The sequence below is a fragment of the Nocardia cyriacigeorgica genome (genome assembly GCF_010858045.1).
Classification (GTDB): domain Bacteria; phylum Actinomycetota; class Actinomycetes; order Mycobacteriales; family Mycobacteriaceae; genus Nocardia; species Nocardia cyriacigeorgica_E.
The window spans coordinates 1-2099 of record NZ_JAAGVC010000086.1; the positions used below are offsets into that span (position 1 = coordinate 1).

General features: G+C 63.8%; 3 protein-coding genes. All 3 read left to right on the forward strand.

Annotation, left to right across the window (positions count from 1 at the left end):
- The first annotated feature begins 53 nt into the window (after window positions 1–53).
- Genes GV790_RS28770 through GV790_RS28780 form a run of 3 tightly spaced genes read left to right on the forward strand, consistent with a single transcriptional unit; the run spans window position 54 to window position 2026 of the window.
- A complete protein-coding gene (locus tag GV790_RS28770) occupies window positions 54–560 on the forward strand; it encodes a DUF3558 domain-containing protein (RefSeq protein ID WP_309139046.1) in 507 nt (168 codons plus the stop codon).
- A 47-nt stretch (window positions 561–607) separates the two neighbouring features.
- Entirely contained in the window at window positions 608–1090 is a 483-nt protein-coding gene (locus GV790_RS28775; protein ID WP_163817971.1) for a hypothetical protein, read from the forward strand.
- A 6-nt stretch (window positions 1091–1096) separates the two neighbouring features.
- Complete coding sequence (locus tag GV790_RS28780; RefSeq protein ID WP_163817973.1) at window positions 1097–2026, forward strand: hypothetical protein; 930 nt, start codon at window positions 1097–1099, stop codon at window positions 2024–2026.
- Window positions 2027–2099: the final 73 nt, after the last annotated feature.

The following is a 2099-nucleotide window of genomic DNA, read 5'->3' on the forward strand; positions in this document are numbered from 1 at the left end:
GGGCCAGGCGGTACCACGCGGCGTGCACGCGGTCGTCGGAGACGCGTTCGGCGGTGTGCAGCAGGTGGCTGGCGTGGACGTGGGCGGCGAGCACTAGTACTACAGATGGGTCGATTCCGGAGAACGTGCCGAGTGGGTTCGATCCATGCGCCGATATCACGCAGGAAGTACTTGACTCGGAGGGGCTGCGAAATAAGCAACCGTCCTCAAACGAGGGTTCAAACGGAATCAAGTGGCAGGGCTGCCGCTGGATCCAGTCGGACGGCTATGGCGCGACCATCAGCGTCACCAACATCACCGTTGGCATGGTGCGCGACAACCCGGACAGAACAATCCGCGACGAATACGCCATCGGCGGACGTGAAGCTATTGCCTCTCACGTCAGTGACGAGAAGGACCCGAAGTACGTCTGCACCCTCCATGTCGCGATGGAAGGGGGCAGCCTCGAGTTCGGCCTCAGCAATTCGCCTTCACGTCGGAAGACGGGCTCAACGGACACATGCGTGCTGGCGCGAACTCTGGCAGAGAAGGTAGTGCCGTTGATCCCAGCCGGCACCTGACAGTCAATCGTTCGCAAGTACAACGCCAACCAGGGGGAAACACGACCATGAGCGACGAGACAACACCTGGGCCGTTCTCGGGTTTGATCACGGAAGCTACCGAGGGCCGACTGTCGACGCAGTTGAACGGTGACGTTCGGGTCAACGCCGAGGAGTTCGTCTATATCGATCGTGACTGCCAAGCGTTCAAGGACCTGATCGTCGACCTACAGGAAATCGCGCGAACAGTATCCGACCAGGCGAAGTGGGGCCTCGGCGAGGACAAGGACCCCCTGTCATCGGCGAGCATCCTCGTCAGTCGATTCCGCGAAAAGGCCAAGGGTTCCGACAACAGCATCCACGCGATCCTCGAAGAGCACTACAAGATCGTCGACGAAATCCAGCAACTCCATAAAGCGATCGCTCAGCGCTACATCGACACCGACGAGACGTTCGCTGCCCGCTACAACCAGCTCGTGGCCGAACTACCACCTCCGGGGCCGATTGCGCCGACACGCACCCAGCCCGGCGTCACCCCCGTGGCGAAGTAGGCCACGATGTCCAAAATCCCTACCGAGCAGCCGCGTATCAAAGACGGCGAGAACCCCGACAATCTCGATCACTCCCAGATCAATGATTCGTTCAATCCGCTGAACACGACAGAGGCTTTCGCCGCGGCCAACAAATTCACCGAGATCGAGAACAAATGGACCGATGGGGTGAAGGTTTTCGCGGCCCGCATCCAGCGGTCGAGCTCGGCGGCATGGGACGGCCCGGCCGCCGAAGCCGCCCGGACGGCCTTGTCCAACTACACGACTCGCGCCCAAGATCTCTCCCCCGCCCTGCAAGCGATGGCCGCCCGGGTCTACGGCGCAGTCGATTCGATCAACACCACCAAGCGCGAGTTGCCCGAGGTGGTCGAGAAGCGCCCGGCGTGGAACCCGACGAGCTGGCCGTATGTCGGCTCGCATTCGGCGTCCAAGCGTGACGATGCCGAAGCCACCGCGCGCACCGTGATGGGCACCCACTATGTGAAGCCGTTCGTCGACACCGACCGAGAGATTCCGGTCCTGCCCAAGCCGGACGATCCCACCCAACCACTGGTCCCGCCGGTGAAACCGCCGACCGATGACCGCGAGTGGGAAGGTGGTGGCGGCGATTCCGGTGGTGGCGACGGCGCGGGCGAGGGCTCCGGCGGCGGCACTGGCGGCGGCGGCACTGGCGATCAGGGCGGTTCCGAAGGGGAAACCGAGGAGACCAAAGGCACCGAGGAAACCGGCGGCGAAACCACCGAGGAGCAGCAGGATCCGACGACCACGGCGGCGAATACCACCGCCCCGTCGAGTACGCCCACGAGCACGACCTCCCGCGTGACGGACCCGTCGCTCACCTCCACCACACCGGCGGGCGTCAATGCCGCCGGCTACTCCCCAACCGGTGTGCCGGGCGGCCGGCTACCAGACCGGTTCCTGGGCATCCTCACGTAGCCGCTTACGGGCGCGCACGATCCAGTTGGTGAACATCTCGGTGAACATCTGCGGGGCGGCCGGGCGGACGTTC

Excerpts from the sequence above, each read along its gene's own strand:
- GV790_RS28780 (WP_163817973.1), top strand. The coding sequence starts at position 1,097 with ATGTCCAAAATCCCTACCGAGCAGCCGCGTATCAAAGACGGCGAGAAC.
- GV790_RS28775 (WP_163817971.1), top strand. The coding sequence starts at position 608 with ATGAGCGACGAGACAACACCTGGGCCGTTCTCGGGTTTGATCACGGAA.